At 71.1% G+C, this 20645-nt stretch carries 19 protein-coding genes; 3 read left to right on the top strand and 16 right to left on the bottom strand.

What is annotated here, in order from left to right:
- Window positions 1-506 precede the first annotated feature (506 nt).
- A complete protein-coding gene (locus ACFXKZ_RS30365) occupies window positions 507-1112 on the top strand; it encodes a hypothetical protein (RefSeq protein WP_380004335.1) in 606 nt (201 codons plus the stop codon).
- Between the two features lie 51 nt (window positions 1113-1163).
- On the opposite strand, the gene ACFXKZ_RS30360 is transcribed toward ACFXKZ_RS30365, so the two are convergent.
- The 6 genes from ACFXKZ_RS30360 to ACFXKZ_RS30335 all read right to left on the bottom strand — a co-directional run bounded on the left by ACFXKZ_RS30360 (window position 1164) and on the right by ACFXKZ_RS30335 (window position 6267).
- A complete protein-coding gene (locus tag ACFXKZ_RS30360) occupies window positions 1164-3038 on the bottom strand; it encodes an ABC transporter ATP-binding protein (protein ID WP_380004333.1) in 1875 nt (624 codons plus the stop codon).
- Between the two features lie 97 nt (window positions 3039-3135).
- Window positions 3136-3561, bottom strand: a complete 426-nt coding sequence (locus tag ACFXKZ_RS30355) for a lasso peptide biosynthesis B2 protein (RefSeq protein ID WP_380004331.1) — start codon at window positions 3559-3561, stop codon at window positions 3136-3138.
- Window positions 3558-3848: a PqqD family protein gene (locus tag ACFXKZ_RS30350; protein ID WP_380004329.1), complete on the bottom strand. Its 291-nt coding sequence runs from the start codon at window positions 3846-3848 to the stop codon at window positions 3558-3560. Before ACFXKZ_RS30350 ends, ACFXKZ_RS30355 begins: the two co-directional genes overlap by 4 nt.
- Complete coding sequence (locus ACFXKZ_RS30345; protein ID WP_380004327.1) at window positions 3839-5659, bottom strand: asparagine synthase-related protein; 1821 nt, start codon at window positions 5657-5659, stop codon at window positions 3839-3841. The genes ACFXKZ_RS30350 and ACFXKZ_RS30345 overlap by 10 nt, the downstream gene beginning before the upstream one ends.
- Window positions 5660-5757: 98 nt before the next feature.
- On the bottom strand, window positions 5758-5946 hold the full coding sequence (locus ACFXKZ_RS30340; RefSeq protein WP_380004325.1) for a hypothetical protein: 189 nt from the start codon (window positions 5944-5946) through the stop codon (window positions 5758-5760).
- Between the two features lie 171 nt (window positions 5947-6117).
- Window positions 6118-6267 (bottom strand): hypothetical protein, encoded by a 150-nt coding sequence (locus ACFXKZ_RS30335; protein WP_380004323.1) that lies wholly within the window; start codon window positions 6265-6267, stop codon window positions 6118-6120.
- Between the two features lie 234 nt (window positions 6268-6501).
- On the opposite strand from ACFXKZ_RS30335, the gene ACFXKZ_RS30330 reads away from it, so the two are divergent.
- On the top strand, window positions 6502-7908 hold the full coding sequence (locus tag ACFXKZ_RS30330) for a tetratricopeptide repeat protein (RefSeq protein ID WP_380004321.1): 1407 nt from the start codon (window positions 6502-6504) through the stop codon (window positions 7906-7908).
- Window positions 7909-7966: 58 nt separating this feature from the next.
- On the top strand, window positions 7967-8215 hold the full coding sequence (locus ACFXKZ_RS30325) for a hypothetical protein (protein WP_380004319.1): 249 nt from the start codon (window positions 7967-7969) through the stop codon (window positions 8213-8215).
- Window positions 8216-8270: 55 nt separating this feature from the next.
- Here the strand turns inward: ACFXKZ_RS30325 and ACFXKZ_RS30320 are convergent, their stop codons facing one another.
- The 10 genes from ACFXKZ_RS30320 to ACFXKZ_RS30275 form a co-directional block, all read right to left on the bottom strand.
- Window positions 8271-8870, bottom strand: a complete 600-nt coding sequence (locus ACFXKZ_RS30320) for a collagen-like protein (protein ID WP_380004317.1) — start codon at window positions 8868-8870, stop codon at window positions 8271-8273.
- Window positions 8867-9214: a hypothetical protein gene (locus tag ACFXKZ_RS30315; RefSeq protein ID WP_380004315.1), complete on the bottom strand. Its 348-nt coding sequence runs from the start codon at window positions 9212-9214 to the stop codon at window positions 8867-8869. The genes ACFXKZ_RS30320 and ACFXKZ_RS30315 overlap by 4 nt, the downstream gene beginning before the upstream one ends.
- 16 nt (window positions 9215-9230) lie before the next feature.
- Window positions 9231-9701, bottom strand: a complete 471-nt coding sequence (locus ACFXKZ_RS30310) for a hypothetical protein (RefSeq protein ID WP_380004313.1) — start codon at window positions 9699-9701, stop codon at window positions 9231-9233.
- Complete coding sequence (locus ACFXKZ_RS30305) at window positions 9698-10858, bottom strand: peptidoglycan-binding protein (protein WP_380004311.1); 1161 nt, start codon at window positions 10856-10858, stop codon at window positions 9698-9700. The genes ACFXKZ_RS30310 and ACFXKZ_RS30305 overlap by 4 nt, the downstream gene beginning before the upstream one ends.
- A complete protein-coding gene (locus ACFXKZ_RS30300; protein WP_380004309.1) occupies window positions 10855-11094 on the bottom strand; it encodes a hypothetical protein in 240 nt (79 codons plus the stop codon). The genes ACFXKZ_RS30305 and ACFXKZ_RS30300 overlap by 4 nt, the downstream gene beginning before the upstream one ends.
- Window positions 11095-11162: 68 nt before the next feature.
- Complete coding sequence (locus ACFXKZ_RS30295; RefSeq protein WP_380004307.1) at window positions 11163-11753, bottom strand: hypothetical protein; 591 nt, start codon at window positions 11751-11753, stop codon at window positions 11163-11165.
- Window positions 11754-11802: 49 nt separating this feature from the next.
- Window positions 11803-12051: a hypothetical protein gene (locus tag ACFXKZ_RS30290; protein ID WP_380004305.1), complete on the bottom strand. Its 249-nt coding sequence runs from the start codon at window positions 12049-12051 to the stop codon at window positions 11803-11805.
- Window positions 12051-13160, bottom strand: a complete 1110-nt coding sequence (locus ACFXKZ_RS30285) for a DUF5047 domain-containing protein (RefSeq protein WP_380004303.1) — start codon at window positions 13158-13160, stop codon at window positions 12051-12053. The genes ACFXKZ_RS30290 and ACFXKZ_RS30285 overlap by 1 nt, the downstream gene beginning before the upstream one ends.
- Window positions 13160-15385, bottom strand: coding sequence for a hypothetical protein (locus tag ACFXKZ_RS30280; RefSeq protein WP_380004301.1), 2226 nt, complete (start codon window positions 15383-15385; stop codon window positions 13160-13162). The genes ACFXKZ_RS30285 and ACFXKZ_RS30280 overlap by 1 nt, the downstream gene beginning before the upstream one ends.
- A 3-nt stretch (window positions 15386-15388) precedes the next feature.
- Window positions 15389-20641 (bottom strand): NlpC/P60 family protein, encoded by a 5253-nt coding sequence (locus ACFXKZ_RS30275; RefSeq protein ID WP_380004299.1) that lies wholly within the window; start codon window positions 20639-20641, stop codon window positions 15389-15391.
- Window positions 20642-20645: the final 4 nt, after the last annotated feature.

The following is a 20645-nucleotide window of genomic DNA, read 5'->3' as shown; positions in this document are numbered from 1 at the left end:
CATACTCGGGCAATGCGCCGACAGGTGATGGATCGGCCTCGTACTGCGGGGCAACGGCGCTTGCCGTGGCGCCGCTTCAGGGATATGCCCGCAGGAGCCCGGTCGAGGCGCTCTTCGACCTCGGAGCCGACCCCGCCAAGGTCGTGCTCGTCGACTCGGCCACGCTGGGCGTCGTGGGACCCGGCACGCAACCCAGGCCGCCGCCACCGAGCCCGCCGCGCCGACCAGCGCGGACAGCAGATCCCACATGTGCCACCTCCCGAGACGGGCCCCTGCGGCCCGGACAAGACCAGCGTGGCCGCAGGCGGAAGGGGGACCGGGGTCGCGCCGGGGGTCTGTGGATAACCCGGCAGCTGTGGATACCGGGTTGGTGATGCCGGACCCCGGACAGCCCGAAGGCGTGGCAGGTCACCGCGACGAAACGGGCGCGTCGCGATTCGATGATCCTCCTCCCCTCGTCAGCGCTGCGGCGATAGCGTTCGCGCATCAAACGACCTGGGGGGGTTATGCGTTCACGCACCATCGCGGCAATCGGCGCCGTACTGCTCGGCCTGACACTCACCGCGTGCAGCTCGGATGACGGCGACTCCAAGGGGGATCGGACGCCGGTGAACCCCGCCGTCACGCAGCCACCCGGCCCGGCATCCGCGCCACCGGCGGGAGCCCTGGGCAGGCCCGTCGTCATATCGGGCGCCGGCCTCGAGGTGACCACGACCGTGGAGAGGATCCCGGTCTACACCGGCGCGCTCGCGTCGACGCCCGACGGACAAGTCAACGCGGGGCTCCTCAAGGACGGTGCGTCTCCGGTCCGGGTGCGTATCGCCGTCTCGAACCGCGGAGTCGCACCCTTCGACCTGTCGGGGCTGTTCGTCCGGGAGTTCGCCGGCGCCACCTCCGGCGGCGTCGCGTCCTATACGGACTGGTCCAGCGTGCGAGAGGAGAAACTGGCCGGGCTCGTCGCGCCCGGCTCGAGCGGGACGGGAACGGTCTCCTACGCGGTTCCACCGAGAGTCGCCGACGGGTTCCGCATCACGATCGCGGTGCAACGAGGTTCCGCGGGGGCTTTGCCGGACCTGGTGGTGACGGGAAGACTCGATTCCTCCGGCGCATAGTTCGCCCGACGGGCGGTGCGGCGCCGGTGCGAGCGCAACGCCGCCGACCCGTCAGTCGGTCTGTAGCCGGTACAGCTCTTCGAACAACCCGCCTTCCTGCTGGAGAAGTTCGTCGAATGTTCCGTCCTGGACAATGCGGCCTTCGTGCATCACCAGGACGCGGTTTGCGACTCGCGCGTTGACCAGGCGGTGGGTGATGAACAGCGTGGTGCGGTCGGTGGCGAGCGCCTGGAGCGAGCAGAACACGGTGTGTTCGGCGCGGGCGTCGAGTGCGCTGGTGGGTTCGTCCATGATCAGCAGTGCGGTGTCGCGGTGGAACGCGCGGGCGATGGCGAGGCGTTGCCATTGGCCGCCGGAGAGGTCGTGGCCGCCCCACCAGGAGCGGGCGAGGCTGGTGTCGAGGCCGTGGGGCAGGGAGGCGATGACGGCGTCGGCACCGGACGCGCGGGCGGCGTCATGGACAGCGTCGTCACCACGGGGGTGGGGGATGCCGAGGGTGATGGTGTCGCGGACCACGAAGGGCCAGTCGTAGGCGTCCTGGGCAACCAAGGTGACGTGGTCCCAGATGGTTTCGGGGTCGATGTCGGCGGTGTCGACGGTGGTTTCGCCCGTGTGCCAGGTGACGTGCCCATTTCTGGGCATGTACAGGCCGGCGATGAGGCGGGCGAGGGTGGTCTTCCCGGATCCGTTCTCGCCCACGAGTGCGATCGTCTCGCCGCGACGCACGGTCAGGGTGATGCCGTCGAGTGCGGGTGTGTCGGTGCCGGGGTAGGTGAAGGCGACGTCCCGGAGATGCAGGCGATCCCAGTCGTCGGGTAGCTCGGCCGTGCGTCGTGTCGGTGTGTTCGACTCGGTGGTGAACGCGGCCCAGTCGGCCACGTAGAGGCCGTGTTGGAACAGTTCCGCGCAGGCGTGGACCACTTCGCTCAGGGCTGCGGTCGCGGTGCGGACGGCCACTGCGGCGCCTGCGGCGGTGGCCGGGGTGAGGTCGCCTCGGGCGGTGAGGAGGATCAGCGCCGTGTAGACGATTCCGGTGCCGAGTCCGGCGATTGCCTGTCCGGCGAGTTGGACCAGGGCGGTGGAGCGGCCCACCCGTGCGGCCTCGTGTTCGATGCGGTCGGAGACCTTGCGGTAGCGGGCGAGGAGGTAGTCCCGCATGCGGTGCGCGCGAACCTCGGGGGCGGCGTCGCGGTAGGTCAGGTCCGCCATCAGCGCGTAGCGCCAGCGTTGGTCGGCGAGGACCTTGCGGTTGCTGCGGTGGCGAATGCGGGCCGCGTACAGGCTCGCGGCGCCGTGCGGGAGGACCGCGAGGAGCAGCAGCGGAAGCAGCACCGGGTGCAGTGTCGCCAATACCGTCCCTGCGGCGGCGAGTTGCAGGGTGGCGGCGCAGGTGGCCACGGCGGCTTGGAGGAGTTGGTGTCCGCGGTCCGCGCCTTCTTCGGCGGCACGTTTGGCGTCCGCCCATGTGGGGTCGTCGTAGGCGACGAGGTCGGCGCGGGTGACGGTCTCCAGCAGCCGCGCGGAGGCGTGGTTGTTTACGCGCGGCCCCAGGCGGGCGGACGCGGCGGCGGTGACGGCTTGGAGGATCGCCCGCGCGCTCGCGGCCGTGACCAGGAGGGTCAGCGCAGGCATGGTGCGGCGCAGGGTGTCCTGCCAGGGGTGTCCGTGTGCGGCGAGCAGGGGGGTGAGGACGTCGGCGGTGGCCAGGAGCCCGCAGGCGGTCGCGGCGGCGATGCCGAGTTGCGCAGCAACCATGGTCATGAGGGTGCGCCGGTCGATCGTGCGGGCCAGGCGCACGGTCAGGGCGAGGTCGGCCGGCAGTCGTGCGGCGATCTTGGACAGTGATGTCTCGGCGAACGCGTTCTTGTGGGCGGCGTCGGGGGGTTCCCGGTCGGGGACGAGGATGTCCCCCGCAGTGGTGGTCACGTCGTCCATGGCAGCGGCCCACCGGGACGGGCCGCCACCGATTAACTCGAACGAGCGATACCAAAGCAGGAATATCGGATTTTTTGCGGGTCTCGGTTCAGAGCGTGTAGGCCGGGTGGAGTTCGCGATCGGGTTCGTTTCGTTCCCCGACGGGTTCGTCGTGGGCGGTGTTCCAAGCGTGGAGTTCGAGGGGGTCGAAGCGGGCACCGAGGACGAGGTCGAGGTGCCGGCCGCAGACGGCCGCGGCGAGAGTAGTCGCGAGAGCGAGTTCGAGGCAGGCGACGCGTCCGGGGTGCAGGCGGGCGGCGGCGCGCACGGCGGCGCGCAGGCGCACAGCCTCGTCGGTGGTGGCGTGGCGACGGGCGGCGACGCGGCGCAGGGTGCGGGTGGCGGTCAGACCGTGGCGCAGAGGCAGGACGGCGAGCACTGTGGTGGCGGTCCACAACCCGAGGTGTCCGGCGGCGCGTTCGCCCCGGGTCAGGGAGAGGGGGGCGGGGGCGGCTTCGGCCATGGTGATGGTCATCGCGGTCTCCGGAATCGGCGCGGGCGCGGGTGGTCCGTAGTGAGGTAGGCGGCGCGGGCCTGGTCGAGCAGGTGGGCGATATCGGCGGTAACGCGTTCGAGGGGGACGTCGTGGGTGTGGGCGAGGGCGGTGGCGAGGTCTTCGATGTCGGTGCCGTCGGCCAGGGCCGCCCACATGTGGGCGGCGGTGGGGTCGAGGATCGTCCATCGTTCGGTGTGCAGGTTCAGGACGGCGCCGCCGCGGTCGGTGCAGGTCCAGTGGACGCCGGGGGCGGGGTTCACGCGCATGCCGGGTCCTTTCGCCCGGTGGGGGTCCACCAGTGGTCGCGGTGGTGGTCGACGACGCGCGCCCACGTCTCGGTGGCGATGAGGTGGTGGATCTCGGCGTGGGAGTGCATCCCGCACAGGGTGCGGTCCAGGGTGGCGGTCGCGCGGGCGGGGTCGATGAGGCCGGCGTCGGCCAGGCGGGAGGAGGCGATCAGGTCGCGGACCCACGGTTCGCGGGCGGTGAGGCCGACGCGGGCGGTGCCGTCGAACGCTCCGGCGGTACGGCGCTCCAGCAGGAGGTCGGGGACGGTTCCGCGCAGGCCGTGGAGCAGGGGTTTGTAGTCGCGGGGTGAGAACCGCAGGAGTTCGGGAGCGATCGCGCACACGCCGATCACGGTGTCGTCGAGGTAGGGCAGGTGCAGGGCGATGTCGTGGTGTTCGGCGATGCGTGCGGTGTCGGCGTGGGTGGTGCCGCTGTGGTGGATGGCGTCCCAGTAGTCCCGTCGTCCCGGTGGCACGCCCCGGGGGGTCCACGTGCGGGAGGCGTCGACGATGTCGGCGACGGCGTGGCGGCCGTGGCGGGTGAGCCATGCGGTGCCGGGTCGGGGTCCGCAGCGGGCGAGGAGGTTCGGGCGGTCGACGGCGACGGGTCCGCGGCGCAGGGCCTCGGCCAGGCGGGCGAGTTCGCGGTGGTGGTCGGCGCGGGCCAGGGCCAGGAGTCGGCGGGCGGTGTGGGCGACGGATGTGTCGCCCAGGCGTGCCCAGTGGGCGATGAGCGTCAGGACTTCGCGGCGGCGGCCGGGGGTCCAGGCGTCGACGAGCAGGGCTCCCCAGCCGGTCAGGACGGCGTCGCCGCCCTCGCCGGACAGGTGCATGTCGCTGTCGTGCGCACGGGCGGCGGCGTAGATGAGGTCGAAGGTGCCCAACGTGGCCAGGGCGAGGGAGGGGCCGTCGGTGAACGGCACTTCGGCTACGTCCTGAAGGCCGTGATAGTTGGCGCTTTCCTCGGTTCCGGTGACGATCTCGTGGTCCAGGCCCGGGACTTGTCGGGCGAGGTCGCGTGCGTAGTGCACGTCGGAGTTGATCGAGAACCGGTCGCGCCAGGTGATTCCGAGCGTCGGCGCGAAGCCGGCGGCCACCGATGCCAGGGTGCCCGAGTCCAGTCCGCCGGACAGGTCCGTCGTCGGGGATTTCGCCGCAGCGACGCGCAGACGGACTGCGGCGGTGATCGCCGCGGCCAGGCGCTGTTGGTGGTCGTGCCCGACGACCGGGGGCAGTGGAGGCGCGGGGCGCACCCGCACTCCGTCTGGATCGATCCGCAGTACGCCACCGGGTGGTACCCGATGTACTTTCTCGAACAGGCTGTGCCCGCCGAGCGGGTCCACGCCCGTGACCGTCATCGCGCACAGCGCCCGGACCAGGTCGGGGCCGGTGCCGATCGCTGCGGCCAGCGGTGCCGCCGCATCCGCCCACACCACCGCCTCCCCCAACCGCGCCCAATACACCGTGCGCAAGCCGCAGAGGTCGCCGCGCACGCTCACCCCCGCCTGATCGCGGCGCACCGCGACGAATGACCCCGGCCACGACCTGGTCGACTCCCACCACGAGCCGTCGGAGGCGGTCAGCACCGCGCGCAGCTGCGCCCGGCCGGCCCCGCACGCGCCCGCCACCAGCAGGCTGCGGGGGCCGTCGGCCACTGCGCGGACCTCGTCCTCCCGATAGCCGACGGTCCACAGCGGGGTTCGTGCGTCGCCGTGATCGGCGACGGCGCCCGCCGGACGTATTCCGAGCACACCGCCTTCGGGCAGCCATGCCCCCACCAGCGATTTCATCCCGATCTCCTCTTTTCATCCGTCGTGACCGGGCGTCCGGACACGACAGGGCGCCCGGACGAACGATGTCCGGGCGCCCGTTGGATGGATGGCGTGAGCTACAGGGCGGCGCCGTACTCGGGCTCGCCGGTGATCTTGTCCTTGCGGTAGTCGGTGCGGTCCTTCAGGTTCCCGCTCGCGAGGCCGAGCGTGACGCGCACGGCGTTACCGCCGTCGGCCGTCACGGGCGACCGGTAGCCCCTCGCGTCGATCGCCGCACGGGCGCCGTAGCTCGATTCGGTGGTCATCGTGTTCTCCTTTCGACCGCGGCGGTTCCGTGTCCGCGGTGCGCGAACGACCCGCCGTGGTCTGCGTCGTGGTCGAGTGCCGTGCGCACCGCCGGCGGAACGGGACTTCCCGATCGCGCCGACGGCCGTCGTCCGGTGGGGGCGCCATGCCGCGCCCCGACCGGGCATGGATCACGCGCGGCCGGGGGTCTTCTGCCGGTACTCGGTCTTGTCCTGCACGTCGAAGCCGTTCTTGCCGAGCGTGACGCTCTTCGCTTCGCCGCCGTCGGCGACGACCGGCGCGCGGTACGCGCCCATCGGGGTGGTGTTCGGCGTCTTCACTGAAACGCTCCTTCCTGCGAACCGGAGCCCGAGCCCCGGATTCTGCGGGTTCCGGCGTCTGCCGGTGACACCAGTTCACTGCTTGAGTCGGCACCGGGTGGAGGTCAAACCACCGGACAGTGCGCGGACAAACCGCGGACATTCCCGTGGGGCGTTGTGAAAGCTCCGCCGGCGGACGGGTGCTTCGTTCTACGGTGGGAACTCGGTTGCCGTCGTTGTGCCCGGGGGTACCTCATGGGCAGCACAGCTCCAGTCCGCCGCACACCGAACACGTGTCTGCGCGAGCGGGCCAGAGCCCGAGGATGGACCTCGGCCAAGGATCTGGCCGAGCATCTGGACGAACAAGCCCGACGCCTGGGCATGAACGTCTTCTTCGACGAGCGCACGGTGCGGCGCTGGTTGTCGGGGCAAAGCCGCTGGCCCCAGCGGGTCCACCGCAAAGCACTGGAGCAAATCTTCGGACTGGCCACCGAAGAGCTGGGCTTCGTGGCCCCCCACGATCCGGCCCGGCCATCGATCACAAGCGGGCCCGACGGGGTAGAACCTGCCCCGACAGCGCCCGAAGGGGCGGATATCGTGGCCGCGTTGGCGGCATTGGGAGGCGCGGACGTGGAACGTCGGGAATTCCTCACCGCCACCGGCGCGGTCCTGGGGTTGCTCTCGCTCCCGGGCACGCCCGCCGAGGCGGCGCCGATGACGCTCGCCCACACCGGCACCATCCGCGTGGGTGCCACCGAGGTGAACGCCGTTCGCACGATGACGACCGCGTTCGGCAACGCCGCGGCGGAACTCGGCGGCGGCCACGCCCGATCCCTCGCCGTGCGCTACCTCACCGACACCGCGGCACCCTGGCTCGCCGGCAGCTACACCGATGCCACCGGCCGCGACCTCCACGCGGCCGTCGGCGAACTCGCCCACCTGATCGCGTGGATGGCCCAGGACGAGGGCCGCACCGGCGCAGCACAGCGCTACTACGCTCACGCCTTCCGCCTCGCCGAACTCGGGGCCGACCGCGAACTCGCCGCCACGGCCCTGCGCGGCATGGCCGTGCAGGCGATCGATGCCGGACACCGCGCCACCGCCGTGCGCCTGGCCGAGGAGTGCGTCCACCACGCCAAGGATCTTCCCGATCCGCGGGCACAGGCGTACTACCAGGCCACTCTTGCCCAAGCCGCCGCGTTGGATCATGACCGCGCCACCGCAACCCGCCTCCTCGCGTCGTCGCAGAGCCAGATCGAGCGCGCCCCTGCCAAGGGCGGCGCCTCCTGGGCCGCCCACTACAGCATCGGCCGGTGGTCCCACGACACCGGCATGATCCTGGCGCGTCTGGGCGAACTCGACGAGGCACGCACGCATCTCCACCGCGCGCTCGACATCCACGGCCTCGACCGCAAACGCACCCGTGCGATCGTCCTGGCCGACCTCGGCGAAGTACACCTGCGCGGTGGCGACACCGACGGCGCTATCGCCACATGGAACGACTTCGTCACCTGCGCCGACGGCATCCGATCCCTCAAGGTGGACACCGCGGCCCAGGACATGCGCGCCCGCCTGCACCGCCTGCGCGGCGACGGCGTTCCGGGCGCCGACGAACTCGAACAACGTGCCCGTGTCACCTGGTCACCCGGCCTCGCTCGATAGAGCGACGAGCTGACCGAGAATCCCGTTTGGTCCGCGACTTTCGTGGGAGGGTGGCTTCATGAGCAGCCTCTTCCACTACACGTTCGCCGCGCCCCCACGTGCCGGCTACGTGTACGGACCTCACGGGATCGGTGTGCGCACGGACCTGGTCGAGGCCGTCGTCGAGGCGTGGGAGGGCTCGACCTCCACCGGCGCGGCGGCACTGCTTCGGGATGCCTCCGAGGGGAAGTCCAGCACGGTGGAGGAGGTCGCGCGGATCGCGGCCGTCGCGGTGGCCGCGCGGCTCGTGGGGACTTCTCCGGCTTGAGAACGCGAGAAGCGGCCCCTCGACACCCGGTTGGGGTGTCGAGGGGCCGCTTCGTTCATCTGCGCCGTGCGGCGGTGGTCGGACTGGTGGTGGGGGTGGTGCGGGAGCACACGAGGGCGTCGCGGTCCCATGTCGGGGTCGCGAGGCTGTAGTCGCTCGGGCATGCGGGTCCCGGGGGTCCGGTGGCGCCCCGCTCCCCCGGTGCCCCGGCCGGCCCCGGTGGTCCGGGTTCGCCCTGGGGTCCGGCGGGGCCGGCTGCTCCGTTCGTGCCGTCGGTGCCTGGTGGGCCCGTCGCGCCGGCACCGTCGCGGCCGTCGGCGCCTTGGGCGCCGGGCTGGCCCGAGGGGCCGGGTGGCCCGGTGGCGCCGACGCCGGGGGCTCCGTCGCGGCCGGGTTCGCCCGGCGGTCCCTGCTCGCCGGATTTCCCGGGGTCGCCGCGGGTGCCGGGGGGTCCGGCGACGGGGGTTCCGCCCATCCCCTGTACCTGGGTGGCGAGTTGGTCACGGGCACGGTTGGCGTCGCGCAGCTCGGCGGAGAGTTGCACGACCTGGACGGCGAGCCATCCCGCTCCGGCGAGCGCGAGGATCACGGTTGCGACCGCGAGCCATTCCGCGCCGCGCAGCCGTCGGCGGCCGACGGTGGCCTGTTCGCTCATCGGATCGCCGCCCAGATAGTCGCCGCCACCGCCAGCACCCCCAGGAGGATCGGGATGATCGCCGAGTACAGACGGGTCTGCCGGTCGCGTTCGCGGCGTTCCTGCTCCTGGCGTTGGTACAACTCGAAGTCGTCCTCGAGGCGTGCCGCCTCGTTGCGCAACTTCTCGAGTTCCCGCGCGAGTTCGGCCATCCGCCATTCGGTGTGGGCGCTCTGTGCCGCGTACACCTCGGTGGTCACCATGCGGTCCAGGCGGGCGTTCAGGGCCGCCATGCCGTCGCGGAGTTCGCCGCGGAGGGCGTCGATCGATCTGCCCAACTCTCCGACGGTCAGCTCATCGGGCATGGGGGCACCCGCCCACTCAGGCCGGTCGTGACCCGGGCGTGCTGCCCGGGTCCTTGGCGGCGGGGAGCAGCGAGGCTGTCGCCGCGGAGCCGACGAAGCGGGCGGCGAGCGTCTTGAGCATGGCGAGCGCGGCGGTCAGGCCCGCGAACGTCGCCGCCTTGGCGTTGCTCAGGTCGAGGGTTCCGGCCAGGAGCAGGGCTGCGATGCCCGCCTCGGCGAAGGTCGCGGCCACGCGTTCGAACGCGTCGACGGCGTAGGCGAAGCCGGTGCGCACGGTCGGGTCCGCGGTGCGGTGGTCGAGGAAGGTGGTGAGTGCGGCGCGGAGAACGGTCAGTGCGGCCATGAGGCCGGCGAGCGCGGCGGTCTCGGCCGTGGTCAGGTCGTAGGCGCCCGCGACGATCCATGCGGACGCGAACGCCTCGATGAAGGACGCTGCGGTGCGTTCGGCGAGGCCGGCGAGGTATCTGCCGGGGGTGGTCGTCGTCATGGGGTCACCTTGAATCCGTGTTGGTCGCCGAGCCTGCTCAGCGAGGTTGGTCCGGGGTATCCGTCCGCGTCGGATCCGGCGTAGCCGAGTCGGCGCTGCCAGGCCGCGTAGGCGGAGACGGTCCGGGTGCCGTAGGAGCCGTCGGCGTAGGAGGCGGACAGCAGGCCCTCGGCGACGAGGGCGTTCTCCACGATCAGGACGTCGTCGCGGTGGGTGAGGTGGCCGGTGGCGGCGGGGACGTCGGCGCGGGCGGCGGCGATGAGGTTCGACAGGGACACGCTCGGGGTGTCCTCGCGGGCGGGCAGAGCGCCGAGGAGGTGGATGAGGGATTCCTCGCCGGGGACGCCGTCGGCGTCGGATCCGCGGTAGCCCAACGACCTTTGGTAGTCGGCGTAGTTGAGGGTGTCGGCGTCGGACCAGTCGGGTCCGGGTCCGCTGGTGTAGTGGCTGCCGAAGCCAGCCGCGACCAGGGCTCGGCCCACCGCGGTGACGTGGGGGCCGTGGGCGCCGTAGCCGTAGAGGAGTCCGTTGATGGAGTCCTGGGCTCGGGAGACGCCTCCGGTGGATCCGCCGCCGGGGGTGGCGGTGCCGTTCGGCGGGACCTTGGTGGTGTCGATCGCGCCGGGGTCGCCGTGGTCGTTGCCGGGGATTTGGCTGTGCCCGTAGTGGCCGCCGCGGCTCAGCCAGGTGGCGCGGTCGCGGTCGTCGTGGTCGCCGGGGTAGCGCTGCGGTGCGCCGGCGGGCCAGGTGTCGGGGATGCCCCAGGCGCGCATGGCGCCGATCAGCCTCAGGTAGTTCGGTTTGGACGCCGGATCGAAGCCGTCGGTCCAGGGCTGGGCAGCGCGCCCGCAGACCTCGACCTGGATGCACACGCGGCCGGTGCGGTTGGTGCGCAGGTCGCCGTCGTTCCTGAGGGCCCGGCCGCTGGTGTCGAGTGCGGCGAACTGCCCGAGGCGGTCGGATTCGGGGTCGTAGAGGACCTGGGGCCACACGGATTCGCGTTTGAGGTAGGAGGCCATGGAGGTGAAGTAGCCGGATCCGGAAGGGGATTCGACGGTGTGCCAAACGGCGCGCGCCGGCAGGTTGGGGGTGTCCATGGAGCCGCCGGTGTCGGGGCCGAGGCGTTCGGCTCCGCTGATGTAGGACGGTCCGCTCATGGGGTCGCCTCCGTTCCGGTCGGGCGCGCGGGGGCGTCGGTGGGCAGGTAGTGGTCGAGGTCGCCGTCGGCGCGCAGGACGTAGACGCCGCCGTCGCGGCCGGGCCTGGGCCACCGGTCGGGGTCGGTCTCACAGGCGTTCAGCACGCGGTCGACGTGTTCCTGCGGGACGATCCCGCAGTAGGTGTCCGGGGTGTCGTCGTCGGGGTGGACGATCGCGGCGTGGTAGTCGGGCACGTTGCCCTCCTCGGGGCATGGGTGGGGCCCCGTCGTGTGGCGGGGTGGCGGTGGGGTGGGGTTGCGGGTCAGGCGGTGCTGTACTCGATGCCGTCGAGGCCGACCCAGTGGGGTGAACTGCCGTCGGAGACCGGGATGATCACGGTGACTTCGCCGTTGGGGAGGATCTCGACGCGGCAGTGGATGTTGGCCGTCCATTCCGTGGGTTGGATGTGGTAGCGGGACCCGGTGGGTCGGTATCCGACGGGCAGGGTGGTCACGGTCGTGGCGCTGCCGTTTTCGAAGGTGCTGCTGTCGGATTTCTGGAGGGTTCCGCGGATCTGGACGGACCCGTTGACGACGCGGTAGGCGGGTGACCCGGAGCGGGCGGAGATGCCCGACGCCAGGGGCAGCGGCAGCCACGGGCCCGGGGACAGGGCGATCCAGGTGGTGCCGTCGTAGTAGTCGAGTCGGTCGGCGTCGGTCAGGTAGGTGACCATGCCTTCCTGGGCGGCGGAGTCGCCGAGGAGGGTCGCGCCGCGGTTCGCCGCCGAGGCGAAGCGCATCACGACACGGGCGGCGGCGCCGTCGGCGATGCCTTTGCCGAGTTGTTGTGCGTCGGCGCCGTCGGTCAGGAGAGAGTACGGAATGGACTGGCCGTATTTGTCGGTTGCGGGCATGCGTCACCTCCACCCGGCGCCGGATTCGTCGGGTGTCGTAGGGGGGTGGTCAGGCGAGTTTGTCCGTCACGCGCCACTCGCCGGCGCGGTTGCGGTCGACCCAGACGCGGTCGGCGACGGTGGGGGTGTAGGCCGCGCTGCGCCGGGCCTTGACGACGGTGCCGCCGCCGAGGTCGACGAGAACGGTGCCCGCGGTGCCGTCGGGGGTCAGCGTGGTGACGGTGCCGATGCGCCAGTCGGCGCCGGTTTCGTCGAGGGCGCGGCGGACGACGGTGTAGATGACGTCGACGAGGTCCATCACGTCTCCGGGGCCGGTGCGGTAGACAGGGTCTTGATGGTGAAGGGGCCGCCGGCGAGGGGGATGTTGAGGGACTGCACGATGTGCAGGGTGCGGGTGCCGTCGGCGTACACGGTGCGCACGCAGTCGCCGGGTTCCAGCGCCGGGTTGGGGACGGCCGCCAGGTCGACGTCGGTGTGCATGCCCAGGGCGTCCCGGAGCAGCGATTCGGCGGCGACGGTGCAGTCCCCCACGGTGTACAGCAGCGGCGACTCGTACAGCAGGAGGCGCCGGCCCAGGGGTCCGCCCCATCGGGTGGGGCTGGTCGGGTCGGTGTCGACGACGAGGTCGCTGACGGGGGCGACGTTGTCGGTGGAGTTCTGTCCGCTGGCGCGGACGCCGTTGTAGAGGCCGTCGGAGGTGAGGCCCCAGGATGCGGAGATCTGGACTCCGCCGGGGCCTGCGGCGACGTCCCACGCGGGGGTCGCGTCGGCGGGTGCGGGCGGGAGGTCCGCGACGACGAGGGACCCGCCGGCGTCGAAGTAGGCTTCGGCGCCGATGGCTTTGGCGAGTTCGCGGCAGGCCGCCCACCGGTCGTCGCCGGTTTTCCACACCCGGTAGGCCGGGGCGCGGTCGTGGGTGGTGCGGTCGATGATCACGGCGGCGGGCATGACGTCGAGGACGGCCGCCGAGATCGCGTCGAGGTGGGACGAGTAGCCGCGGGTGTCCCACGAGTCGATGAATTTCGCGGCCTGGAGGACGACTTCCTGGCCTTTGGCGGTGACGGTGACGGGTCCGGTGTCCCGGTCGCCGGTGACGTTGGTGATGACGTGGACGCCGCAGGGGACGGTCTCCTGTGATCCGTCCGTGTAGGTGATGCCCTGGAACACGCGCAGTGTCTGCCCGTAGGGGGCGAGGGGGTCGCCGGTGTCGAACGGCAGGAGCGCGAGGTCGGCCACGGTCAGGTTCAGCGAGTAGCGGACGTCGGATCCGCGGTCGGCGGTGACCGTGCCGTCCTGGTAGGGCACGTCCGCGAGGAGCAGCGTCGCGCCCTGGTGGGCGTCGACGTGTCCGGCCGGGCTGTGCGAGTTGGTCAGGGCCGCAAGGAACCGGGGGGTGACGGTGAGCATCACACCCCCTGGACGACGTCGAGCCACGTCGGGTATTTCGCGAGGACGTCCCCCCATGTGGGGGCGGTCGCGTCGTTCTTGACGGTCTGCCAGGTGCGGGACGCGGAGCCGACCATGCCGCCGGCTGGCCGGGCAACGACGGTCAACGGCAGGGTCCAGCGCCGGCCGGCCTCGGAACCCATCTGGACCAGGCGCGGGGACTGCACGGATCCCACGGACACGTACTGGTAGTCGAGGCCCCAGCCGGGCCGGGCGCGCAGGAGCAGGACGTGGCCGGTCTCGAGGGTGAACCGCAGCTGGGCGTCGTCGGTCGTGGTCCAGGTGTAGGCGGCCAGATCGCCCTCGGGGGTGTGTCGGACGTCGGAGCGCACGATGGGGTCGGCGCGCCCTCTGATCCGGTACACGGCTCGTTCGATCCCGAACGTCCAGTCCGGGGGTTTCTCGATCATGAGCTTGATGGAGCGGGCGGGTTGGCCCGGGTCGGACAGCCACACATACGCCGGGTCGGCCGGCGGCGCGACGACGATGCTCGTGGTGCCGGTGCTGTAGTCGACGGCGGGCGGCCCGGGGGCGTGCCGGACGTACTCGTAGCGGATCGGGGCGCCCAGGGGGACCTCGTAGTCGGTGACGACCATGACCGCGCCCGGGACGGCGACACTCTCGAGGTCGCCGCCGTAGCCGCGCACGGGCGAGCGGGTACCGTCCGGGTCGACGCGGTGGACGGTGATCGTGGTCGCACCGGAGGAGTTCGCGTTGTTGATCGTGAGGGTCGCCGAGCCCGTCTCGGGGTGGGCGGCGAGGTCGTAGGGCGGGGTGCCGGCGCTGAGGCCGACCACGTCGACCCACCACACCTGCCCGGCGAGGGTGGACTGCGGCAGGGACACCACGCGGGCGTATGCCGCGCCGGGCGGTGCCTTGCGCCCGATGCTGTTGGACCACCACGATCCGGGCGTCAGGCCGAGGTCCTGGTCGGGGCCCGCATTGCCGAGCCACGTGACGCCGTCCGGCCCGTACCAGTCGATGTCGGTCCACATCGGCCCCGCGGTCGCCGAGCGGTAGCTCTGCCGCGCCACGTAGTAGGTGCCGGCCGTGACCGGTACCAGCGCGGTGGTGTGCACGCGTGCCTGTCCGGCGGCGGGAGTCGTCACCTCCATCGACCACAGTCCGGCGGACGCCTGCGCGGTGGTGCGGGCGATCGCGGCGTTCGACGCCACCGTCCAGCCCGTCAGGTCGCACTCCATCGACTCGACGCCGAACGGCAGGAGGTTGCCGGCGACGCTGAACGGGGCGGGGCGGATCGTCATCTGGTCGACGTACACGACCTGCGCGGCGGCGGTGGCCTGCGGCCGGACGACGAGGCGGGCCTTGGTCGCGGTCGCTGGGGGTTTCGCGGCCACGCCCAGGCGCTGCCAGGTCGTCACCGCGGTGGTGGTGGTCGTGCTGGTGGTGCCCACGAGCGCGTTCGACGCGTCGTACCACCACAGTTCGGCCTTGACGGTGAGGGCGATCGGCGTGCGGATGTAGAAGTACCCGAAGTACTCGGTGCCCGCGGCGACGGCGGGCGTCGCCACGGACCGGACCTGGACGTCGCCCGATGCGGTCGCGGTGACGGCGAGAGAGTACCAGCCCTCGACGAACTGGGCGGACGAGCGCGCGGCGGTGCAGTTGACGGAAGCGGTCCACCCGCTCGCGTCCATCTCGACGGACTGGTCGTTGTAGGAGAGGAGGTTGCCGGTCTGGAGGACGGGCGGCCCGAGGCCGACTTCGTCGACGAGGATCTGGCCGCCGGCCAGCATTCCGGTGACGGTGACGGTGAGTTTGACCTGGGTCGCGGTCGCGGGCGCGACGGCGTCGACGAAGGTCGGGGGCGTCACCCACGCGGTGGACGCGGGCATGGCGGTGGGGGTCGTGCCCACCGAGGTGCCGACCGTGGCGTTGGACGCGTCCAACCAGGTCAGGGTCAGCGACACCGTCCGGCCCGCGACCGCCGCCGTGTTGGCGTTGAACGCGAACGCCAGGTACTCGGACAGCGCGGTGATCGGCACCGCCCCGGTGGTCGCGGCCACAGAGCCGTTCGCGGTCGCCGTCAGCCTCATGCACGCGGCCCCGGTGTACCAGACCCCGGTGACCCGGGCGGCCGTGGTGTTGCTCCCGGCCGTCCAGGTCCCGATGTTGGTTTCGAAGCCGGCGGTGTTCGCGTCGAGGAGGTTCGTGGTGATCGCCACCGGTCACCCCCTGCCCATCATCGCGCGGTTGGCGAGGTCGTCGTGCGAGCGTCGGATACGACCGTCGACCATTCCGAGGAATTCACCGGAGGACAACCGGAGTTCCCCGACGAAGGATCCTTCGCCGTCTCCCCCGCGCACCCCGGAGAACAGGGCGTCGGCCTGCGCGCCGGTGAACACCGGCTCAGGTCGAGCCGTCCCGTTGTAGGTGAGGTTCAGCCCCGGTGGCAGATACCCGCCCGAATCGAACGCCAGCGGAACGATGCCACCGGACTTGTAGCCCACATACCCGCCACCCGCCGAGAGCGACCGAATTCCCGGTGTATTGAACGGAGTTCCGTAACGGGCTGAAATGTACCTGATCGCCGAAACCGCGTTGTGGACGGCGTTCAGGATGTCGTCCATACCGGGCAGCTTGTAGGCGTTGAACGTCGGCGGAATCATCTGCATCAACCCGAACGTCCCGCCGTAGCGCTGGTTCGAGTCGTAGTGATTCTCCGCGCGCGGGTTCCCGCCCGATTCGTTTTTCGCGATCGTCATCAACGGCGCCAGCCAGTCGGCCGGCTTGCCCGTGGCCGCCAGCGCGGTCCGCAACCATCCGGCCAAGTCGCCGAAGGCACCCACCGACCCGCCCATGACATCCTCGGCCATGCGGCGCACGTCGACCACGTTCGTGATCGCCGACTCACGGACCACGTCGCCGGTCTTGGGTGCGTTCCACAACCGGCCGGGCCCCATGTAGAGGCCCACGTGGCTCGGCGACGGGCCCGCGAACTGCTCGAAGACCAAGTCGCCGGGAACAGCGTCCTGCATCGCGATGTGCCGACCGCGTTTGACCTGGTCGTAGGTCGTGCGGCCGATCTCCACACCAACAGCCCTGTAGGCGGCCTGCGTGAGCCCGGAACAGTCGATGCCCAACCGCGAGGTGCCGCCCCACAGGTACGGCACGCCCGCATACGTCATGGCCTCGCGCAGCGCGGAGGCCGCGACACCGACGCCGGCGAACGCCTGCTTGCGGTCGTCCTCCCGGATCCAGTCGATCACGCCGTCGATCGCCTTGTTCGGCAGGCCGCGCGCGACCTTCGACCAGGCCGTGTCGCCCGGGATCTCACCGATGAGAGCCCGCACAGGCTTCATCGCCAACTCGACGGAGCCGGCCAGGAATCCCCGAGCAAGACTTGCGCCTTTGTCCAATACCCAGGACGCGCCGGGTATTGCGTCGATACCGGCCTTGACGGTGTCGACGACGCTGCCGACGATTCCGCCCCACGAATAGGCGCCCACGATCGGCGTCGTGGAGAGTGCGGAACGCACCCCGGCCACACCACCGCTACGGGCGGCGGCATTCATGGAGTTGACGAAGCCGGGACCGACCGCGCGCGTCCATTCCGGACGCATGATGGCCTCGCCGCCGGAAACGGCGGCAAGTCCGATGTCACGCCCAGGCGTGTACCCCGGGTAGATACCACCGGTCGCGAATCCGGCTGCACCGTCCGGAAGGGCGGGAAGTCCGACCTTGTCGGCGACCCAGTTCCAAACCTTCTTGATGCCCTTGTCGTAGACCTGGTTCACGACGAAGCGCACGGGCGCGGCCACGATTTCCTTCAGGAATCCCCAGAGAAGGGAAATCCCGTCGATCGCGACCCGAAATGCCTTCTGGGCGCCGGTCATCGTGTCGCCGACGACCGCGCCGATCTTGTCGAACCAGGGCTTGATCCAGACCTGGTACAGGTCCTGGGCCCAGGAACCGACCTCCTGCATCCCGCCGGTGATCGCGTTGAACGTCGGCGACAGGAACCCGGTCCAAGCCCACGACACGGCCGCTGCGATACCGGCCCACGCAGGCTCGAACACCCCGTGCCACAGGGCATCCAGGCGGTCACCCGTCCAGTCGATCCCCGCGCCGATCCCGTCGATCGTCGGCTTGAGGATGTTCCGCCAAGCCCAGTCGGCGGCCATGGACAGCCCTGTCCACGCCGGCTCGAACACGCCGTGCCACAGGTCCCCCAGGCGGTCGCCGACCCAGCCGAGCGCGCCCCCGATCCCGTCGATCGTCGGCTTGAGGATGTTCCGCCAGGCCCAGTCTGCGGCCAGTCCGATACCGACCCATACGGGCTCGAACACGTCGTGCCAAAGGAACATCGCGATGGCCGCCAGTGCGCGGAACGCGATCAGAAGGGGCGCGATCAGCACCACGAGCACGATCGCGGCCAGGATCCGCGCGCCGATGCCGATGCCCTCGAACGCGGGCGAAAGCACCTTGCGCCACAGCCAATTCGCGGCTTCGGCTACCGCGTTCCACCCGGCTACCAGGGCGTCAACAACCGGCTTGATGCCGTTGCGCCACATGACGCCCGCCGCGTCGGCGATCGCCTGGAACACCGGCCGGATCCCGTGCTCCCAGACCCACCGGAACACGGCCTCGACCTTGTCCCAGTGCAGGATCAGCAGCAGGATCACCGCGATCACAGCGGCGATCGCGGTGATGATCAGGCCCATCGGGGTGGCTGCCGACAGCGCCGCGTTGATGGCCATCGCGGTGTTGACCGCGCGCCAGGCGATCGCGTACAGCACCAGGAACTGCACGACCCCGGGCAGGTTCCGCGCCAGGGTGGCGACGAACTCCGCCACGGCGGTCAGGATCACCAACGCCGGCCCGCGCAGGGGAGCGAGCGCGTTACTCACCGCGAGGATGGCCCTGCCCATGGCGGCGAACGCCTCTTTCAGCAAGGGGGCGTTGCGTGAGGCGTTGTCCAGGAACCTCTCGAACTCGGGGGAACCCTTGAGCTGCGTCCCCCAGTTCGCGAACCGGCCCGTCGCCTTCTCCATGCGACTCGCGATCGAGTCCATGTGCGGGTTGAAGGCGTCGAAGATCCCGGCGATGCCCCGGAACAGGTTGCCGAAGCTGACGCCGACGCCCTCGATCGCGCGCGGCATCGCGACGGTCAGGTCGGCTTTGAAGGACGCCCAGAACGGGTCGCGCGCAAAGGAGCGCGACGCCCGGTCCATGAGGCGACCGATGCCGTCGGCCGCCGCCATGACCATCGGCGTCAGGGTCGGAAGAGTCCTGGTCAACCCATCGACGAACCGCGTGAAAAGCGGCATCACCGTGGGTGAAGCCGCATCCGACCACGCCTTGAACGCGTCCTTGAGCCGCAGAACGGCCTCGAACGTGGATCGCGTCGCGGGGTTCATCTTCGCGAGCGCGTCCTGGTACTTCTGCGCGGCCGTCGCCGCCGCGTCCATGCCGCCGGCCGACTGCTGGGCGGCGGCAGCCGCCGCCAGCTGCGCCGACTGGATACCGCGCTGGGCGGAAGCGATCTGGTCTGCGGACTGCTGGGCCGACTCCGCCGCGTTGCGGTGCGCATCCGCAAGCTGTTGCTGCGCGTCCGCAACGGCACGCGCTCCCTCGGTCTGCGCCGAGCGGACACCGGCCGCGGCCTCCACGGCCCGCCGATCCGCCTGCGCCACGGCCTCCTTGGCCTTGACGACCTGGTCCGAGCCCTCAACACCTGCCTTGGTTGCGGCAGCCGCGCTCTCCTGCAACCGGCTGTTGTCGCGCCGTTGGTCCTCCAGGCGCTGCACGGCCTCGTCGTAGGCGAGTTGGGCCTCCTCGCGGTCCAACCGGGACACGGACGCCCCGGCCTGCCGGGTCGCGTCCAACCGCTGCTGGGCACGCTCGACCGCGAGCACCGCGCTGCGCTCGTCGAGGGCCGCCCCGGCAAGCCGGGACTGCATGTCCTCCAACTCCAGGCGCGCCGCCTTGCGGGCATCCGTCAGCGCGATCTGCGTCCGTCGAGCGTCGTTCTGGGCGTCGACGAGTTGCTGTTCCGCCTGCCTCGTGCGCTCTACGGCCTGCGCCTGGGCGTCGCCGACGGCACGCTGTGCCGCCGACACCTGACGCAGCGCCTGTTCACGCTGCTGCGCGGCCGATCGGTATGCCTGTGTGAGGGACTGCTCCGCGCCCTCCATCTGGAGGGCCTGTTGCTGCGCCTGGATCGCCTGCTGCGCTGCGGCAGCACCGGATTTCCCGGCCGCCGTGGCCGCCGCCTCGTTGGCGGCCTTCTGCGCCTGCAACGCCGCGGTGATCTTCATGATCCCCGGCACCGCGACGAGAGCGACGAGCCCGATGCCCGCCGCGGCGGCGAACGCGGCCGAGGTGACGGCACCCAGGCCGGCGGCGAGCACGCCGATCGCAGGCGGCACGATGACGGTGGCCAGCGCGGCGGCGAGTTGCAGGATGTTGCTCATCGCCGAGCTGGTGTGGATCGGGATGTCGATCCGCTTGCGGTCCAGGATGTCGGCCTGGAGCTCGACAGCCTTGAGTTCGCGCCGCGCATTCGTGGCGTCGACGCGGACGTCGAGATCGACGTTCTTGTCCATGCCGAGCTTGGCCAACTCGGCCCGGATCTGGTCGATCTTGGCCTGTGCGGCGCCGGCGTCGATGTCGATGCCGATGCGAACGTCGCGCAGCTGCTCCAACTCGGCGCGCAGGCCCTGGATCCGGGCCCTCGCGGGAGTGGTGTTGGAATCGATGTTGATGTTCGGCAAGCTCGCCTGCGCGGCTTGGACCGCGGCGCGCAGTCGGGCGCCGAAGCCGCCGTCCACCTCGAGGCGGACTTCCCAGGGCTTGAGGGTCGCGAGCCGGATCTGCTCGCGCATCGCCTCCAGTTCGGCGATCGCGCGGGCGGTGTCGACCTGGACGCGGACATTGGGGCTGATGGCCCCCAGGCGGCGCAGCTCGGCTTCGAGGGATTCCGCCTCGATGCGGGCCTCGTCTGCGCCGATGTCGATGCCGATGCGCTTGTCGCGCAACGTCTCCATCCGCACCCGCAGCGCTTGGAGGTCGGATTCGGCCTCCGAGGTGTTGGCGCCGACCTTGATGTTGGGCAGGGAGCGAACCGCGGCCTCGACGCGGGTTTTCAGCTCGCGCGAGAACGCGCCGCCGGTCTCGGCACCGGCCCGGCCTCCCTGGGCGGCGGCGAGTTTGCCGCTGGTGCGGATCGTGTCCGGGAGGGCGTCGCGTACCGCGCGGCGCAGTTCGCGGGAGATCTCCTCGCCGAGCTGGCGCCCGATGCGGACGCCCGCCCCGACGACCTGAACCTGGAGTGCCTGGGTCAGCCGGTTGCCCATCTGTTGGCCGGCTTCGGTGCCGACCGTATTCGCGGCGGGCAGGATGCCGTTGCGCAGACGGGTCAGGATCCCCTGCGTGTTGGGGATGACGTGCACCTCGACGGTGCCCACGGTGATTGGCACGAGG

The sequence above is a fragment of the Embleya sp. NPDC059237 genome, assembly GCF_042754105.1.
Taxonomy (GTDB): Bacteria; Actinomycetota; Actinomycetes; order Streptomycetales; family Streptomycetaceae; genus Embleya.
This window is presented reverse-complemented; position numbering and strand designations above follow the sequence as displayed.